This window comes from Streptomyces canus (genome assembly GCF_001514145.1).
Classification (GTDB): Bacteria; Actinomycetota; Actinomycetes; order Streptomycetales; family Streptomycetaceae; genus Streptomyces; species Streptomyces canus.
The window spans coordinates 509,273-514,250 of record NZ_KQ948658.1 but is presented as its reverse complement, the minus strand read 5'-3'; the positions used below and the strand labels follow the sequence as shown (position 1 = coordinate 514,250).

The 4,978-nt window shown below is 69.3% G+C and carries 4 protein-coding genes and 1 pseudogene; 3 read left to right on the top strand and 2 right to left on the bottom strand.

Annotated elements, in window-relative coordinates:
* Positions 1–178: 178 nt before the first annotated feature.
* Positions 179–1,036, bottom strand: a complete 858-nt coding sequence (locus AQJ46_RS11740) for a helix-turn-helix domain-containing protein (protein WP_059205494.1) — start codon at positions 1,034–1,036, stop codon at positions 179–181.
* 100 nt (positions 1,037–1,136) lie between these two features.
* On the opposite strand from AQJ46_RS11740, the gene AQJ46_RS11735 reads away from it, so the two are divergent.
* From AQJ46_RS11735 to AQJ46_RS11725, 3 genes are all read left to right on the top strand, one after another.
* Positions 1,137–1,715 (top strand): YceI family protein, encoded by a 579-nt coding sequence (locus AQJ46_RS11735; protein ID WP_059205493.1) that lies wholly within the window; start codon positions 1,137–1,139, stop codon positions 1,713–1,715.
* A gap of 126 nt (positions 1,716–1,841) precedes the next feature.
* Complete coding sequence (locus tag AQJ46_RS11730) at positions 1,842–2,300, top strand: cupin domain-containing protein (RefSeq protein ID WP_225887301.1); 459 nt, start codon at positions 1,842–1,844, stop codon at positions 2,298–2,300.
* Positions 2,301–2,809: 509 nt separating this feature from the next.
* A complete protein-coding gene (locus AQJ46_RS11725) occupies positions 2,810–3,772 on the top strand; it encodes an NAD(P)-dependent alcohol dehydrogenase (RefSeq protein WP_225887300.1) in 963 nt (320 codons plus the stop codon).
* Positions 3,773–4,255: 483 nt separating this feature from the next.
* On the opposite strand, the pseudogene AQJ46_RS11720 reads toward AQJ46_RS11725, so the two are convergent.
* Positions 4,256–4,641: pseudogene (locus AQJ46_RS11720) on the bottom strand (transposase); the annotation flags it as partial.
* Positions 4,642–4,978: the final 337 nt, after the last annotated feature.

Genomic DNA, 4,978 nt, shown 5'->3' with positions numbered 1-4,978 from the left:
CACGCGTCCTGGATGGCCAAGTCAAGCCGGCTTCCGAGGCGATCGCTCCAGCTCGACAATGGGCCTTGAACGCGCGAGCAGCGGATTCGCCTTCCCCGGCGCATAACCCCGCGCCGGCCCGAAGGGATCCCCCAGGCCCGGATTCACAGAGGCTGATGGCCCTATCCCCCAGCGAAGGTCAGCCGCTCACTGCCCGCAGGGCCCCCGGCCTGCGGCCATTGAGACGGTCCAGCGCGGTGGCCGTGGCCTGGTCGGCCGGCATGTGCACCACCAGGCGACGGCCCTCGTCCGCAAGCACGAGCGTTTCGAACGACAGACGCAGGCGACCTGCCTCGGGATGCTCGACCACCTCAAGCCCGAAACGGGAGGGCGGGGCCGGGACAGCGGCGAGCCGGTCGCTGAACGGCGCTCCCGCCGCTGCCGTCAGTTCGTTGGCCAGGACGGCGACATGAGGGTCGTGCAGCGAGGCCTCGTTGCGCAGATGGGCGACCTGCTCGTCGGCCAGCCGGTCCCACCCGGGGAACGCGGCGCGGGACCGGTCGTCGGTGAACAGGTACCGCAGCATGTTGGGAGGGTCGCCGTCGAGCAGGCCGAGTGGGCGGGCATACCGCTCGTAGCCCTGTGTCCAGGCCACGATGTCTCCCATCCGGTTGAGCAGGACGGCCGGAGCGGGCTCCAGACTGTCCAGGAGTGCCCGCAAGGTGGGGCGCACCGTGTGCTCCGGCGGTGCGGTGACCGCCTGGCACAAGTGCTTGTCCTCGCCGTGTTCCCTGGTCAGCCGGTGCAACAGCAGTCGGTCTGCCGTCGACAGCTGGAGGATGTCGCCGAGGGCGGCGAGGACCTTGGGGGAGGGGTTGCGGTCCCGTCCCTGTTCGAGCCGGGTGAGGTATTCGACGCTGATGCCGGCGAGGGTGGCGAGCTCGGCGCGGCGCAGCCCCGGCGTGCGACGGCGAAAGCCCGCGGGCAGGCCCGCCTTGGCTGGGGTGAGGGCTTCGCGGCGGGTACGCAGGAAGGTGCCCAACTCGTTGTCGTTCACCTCTCGAACGTACAACGTGCCCCGGCGCAAAGGGTGGCCGTGCCACTACTACCCTTCGGCCGGTCTCCCTCCCCCGCCGCAGGGCCCGCACGATGAGGGCATGAGCCATGACACCCCTGCGAAAACCGCTGTCACGTCCGTCGCCGCGCTGCCCCTCGCTCCCGGCGAGTGGGAACTCGACCCCCACCACTCATCGGTCGACTTCACCATCCGCCACCTCGGGATCAGCAAGGTCCGCGGCCGGTTCACCGAGTTCACGGCCGGGCTGTACGTCGGTGAGACCCTCGAGGAGGTGCGGGTGACCGCCGAGATCGCCCTGGCCTCCGTCGACACCGGGAACGCCGACCGCGACGCGCACACCCGCTCGGCCGAGCTGCTCGATGTGGAGAAGCGCCCGACGATGACGTTTCGCTCGACGCGGATCTCCGGGGACGGTGAGGACTGGACCTTGGCGGGGGACCTGACCATCGCAGACGTGACCCGCCCGGTCACGCTCGCTGTCGAGTTCGGCGGGGTGGTGGACTCCCCTCTGGATCACAGGAAGCACGCCGGTTTCGAGGCGGCGGGCGAGATCCGGCGCGGCGACTTCGGGCTGAACTTCTTCCCCGGGCTACTGGGTGAGGTCATCAAGATTCGCCTGGACATGCAGTTCGCCGGACCGCAGACCCAGGACCCCTGACCGAGCAACGAGGGTGCGCACCGCGGAGCGTTTCCGCGGGCGTGACGACCACATGCGACTTCGACGTGGGGAGGCCGTCCTGCGGCCCCGCGTCGGAAGGAGGACCTCACATGAGCAGTGCCCCTGGTGCGGAATCCAGGCGACCGCAAGAACTTCCGCTACTACGACAACGAGATCGAGCAGGTTGTGTCGAGCGCCGAGACGGGCGGACTGATCACCGTGTCGCGTGCCCTCGTGCGCCCCGGTCAGGCGCCGCCCCTGCACACCCACACCCGAGAGGATGAGAGCTGGATCATCCTGTCCGGCCGCGTCCGGTTCTGGGTCGGATCGACCTCGCTCGACGAGTGCGACGTGCACGAGGCCGAACCCGGCGCCTACGTCTTCGGGCCCCGATCGGTCCCCCACACCTACCAAGCCGTCACATCGACCGCGGAGCTCCTCTGCGTCATCAACCCCGGAGCGATCGAAGGTTTCTTCCACGAGGCCGGGGCCGCCGACACGCGCAGCGACACCGCGCACAGCCTCCTGGAGGAATACGGCTTCGTGATCCACGACAACCCACCCCCCGCCGCCCAGACGTATTGATCACGAGTGTCGTCGACACTCGCCGGGCTTGATGATGGCGACGACATCCGGTGTGGTGGAACTGCTTGTGCCGCACCACGCGGGGGTCTACGCGTCGTCCAAGGTGATGCCCGGCTGACCGTTCACGGCAGGTCTACGCCACCCTCGCCGAGGCCATCGCGGGCAGCTCAGTGACCTGCCCTCGGCGCCACGGCACCGGAACCGTGTCGACTCCGGGGGCGTGTCCCGGAGCAAGCGGCAGTCGTTGGCCGGGCGCCACGAGCATGGCCAACCCCGACGCCCAGCCCCTGGCCTCCCTGGCCGAGCAGGTCGTCTCAGGCGTGCCGCGGGTACAGGTCACCGCCACCTACCCGCTGGAGCAGGCCGCGGAGGCGTTCGCCGCTTCCGTGCCGGCGCCCCGGGCAAGATCGCCGTCCCCTGCTCCTGACCACGCCCGACAAACGCCGCCTCCTACTCCTGACCACGCCCGACCAAAAGAGGTACGACCATGCCCGCCAGGGAGCCCGCCCATGTCGCCTGACCAGCTGATGATGCGCGCCGTCCGGTACGACCGTTACGGAGGCCCCGAAGTGCTCTCCGTCGGTGCCGTTCCGCGTCCGTCCCCCGGGCCGGGTCAGGTGCTCGTTCGGGTCCACGCATCCAGCGTCAACCCGATGGACGTGAAGATCCGCTCCGGCGGGCTGCGTCTGATATCCGGGCGACGCTTTCCCAAAGGCACCGGAGGCGACTTCGCCGGGGAGGTGGTCGCACTCGGCAGCACGGTCACCGACGTCACGGTGGGCGAACACGTGTGGGGCATCCTCAGCGACGTCTCCGGACGGACGGGCACGGCCGGCGAATACATCCTGGCCAAACCCCAAGCCATCAGCACCGCCCCCAGCAGCACAGACCTGGTGGAAGCCGCCGCCCTGCCCGCGGTCGGCATCACCGCACTGCAAGCCCTACGGGACACCCTGCGCCTGCGCTCCGGCCAACGGCTGCTCGTGGTCGGCGCGAGCGGCGGCGTCGGCAGTACGGCGGTCCAGCTGGCCCACTCCTGGGGCGCCCACGTCACCACCATCGCCGGCGCCGCCAACGCCCCGTTCTGCCGCGAACTCGGCGCCGACGTGGCCCTGGACTACGCCACCACCCCACCGAACGCCCTCAACGGGCAGTTCGACGCCATCCTCGACTGCCACGGCTCCTCTGTCCGCGACTACCGACGCGCTCTGCGCCCCGGCGGTCGCATCGCCTCGCCCACCGCCGGCGCCATACCCTTCGCCCTGCTGTCCACCGTCCTGCCCGGTCCGCGCGTACGCCTGATCATGGCCAGCCCCCGACGCGCGGACCTGAAAACCCTCGCCGATCACGTCGACAGGAAGGACCTGCGTCCGGTGATCGAGCGCGTGTATCCCCTGGACGAAATCCAGGACGCCCATCGAGCCACCGAAACCGGCCATGCCCGCGGCAAGCGCGTCATCCGCCTCGTTTAGCGCCTGGTACTACAGGGCTGGATCCGGATCATCTGGAGTCATGGCCGCCTTCGGAAATGGTGCCGTCGTGCTTTCGCCTGATGAGCGCGTCTCCCGATCGACCAGTGAAGTCCATGGTCGATGGCGGTGGGAGTCGAGCCGATCAGGTTGAACAGGCGCCGGACCTCGGCGACGGTCAAGGCCGCGAGCCGCCGCGTTCGTGGCCCGTGGTCACCGCCCACGCCCGCAGGGCCCCCTTTTTTTGCGGGTCCGGGCAATCACGGCCAGGATCGCCAGCGCCAGCATGGCCATGGCGATATGGCCATGCCAGGCGCCGTATGTGCCTACCTGGTAGTGGTCCAGTCCGGCCTGCTGCTTGGCTGCCTCGAAACACTCCTCGACCGGCCGGCGCAATCCGATTGACCGCCACCCGTTCCGGCAGTGATTCCCAGCGCGGGTTGTAGCAGTGGAAGTAGGCGGTCTCGCCGTCCGCGATGCTGCGGCGGACTTCGACAGCTGCGTAACACCGAGGGACTCGGCGAGTTTCCCGACCCTGCGGGTGAAGACACCCAGCAGGTAGGCGGTGGCGACGACCGAGACGGGGCCTATTCGGCCCGCCGCCTGCGTTCCAGGAGCCAGTGCGGGAAGTAACTGCCCTGCCTCAGCTCGGGCACGGCGAGCTCGACGGTGCCCGCGCGGGTGTCCCACTCGCGCGGGCGGTAGCCATCGCGGTGGTTGACCCGCTCGTCACTGACCTGCCCGTACTCGGCGCCGCACAGGGCGTCGGCCTCCGCGGACATGAGCGCGTCGGCGAACGTCTTCACCATCGCGCGCAGCAGATCGGGACTCGCCGCGGCGAGGTTGTCCTCCGCGAGGACGTGCAGGGGCACACTGTCTGGTTGCGGTCAGGCGACTCCGTGGTGCGATCTGGGGCCGTTTTCAGTACGGGCCGTTTCTCCCCCAAGCCGAACCGCTGTGTCGGTAACGGCACGATCCGGACGAGCCCAGTTACCACCACACCGCGCCTGCTCCGCTACGGCCCTGGGCAGAGTGGATGACTCGGCACCGGAGCGACCACTTCCGGTTTCCCCGCGTCCAGCCAGCGTCCAGAATCCAGTGCCCAACCGGCCACAGGATCCGTGTATCGCAAGTTCAACTGCTGCGAACTGGAACATTCGTGCAGGTCAGGGGCGCTCGCTCCACCGACACCGGCAACGAGGCCGAACT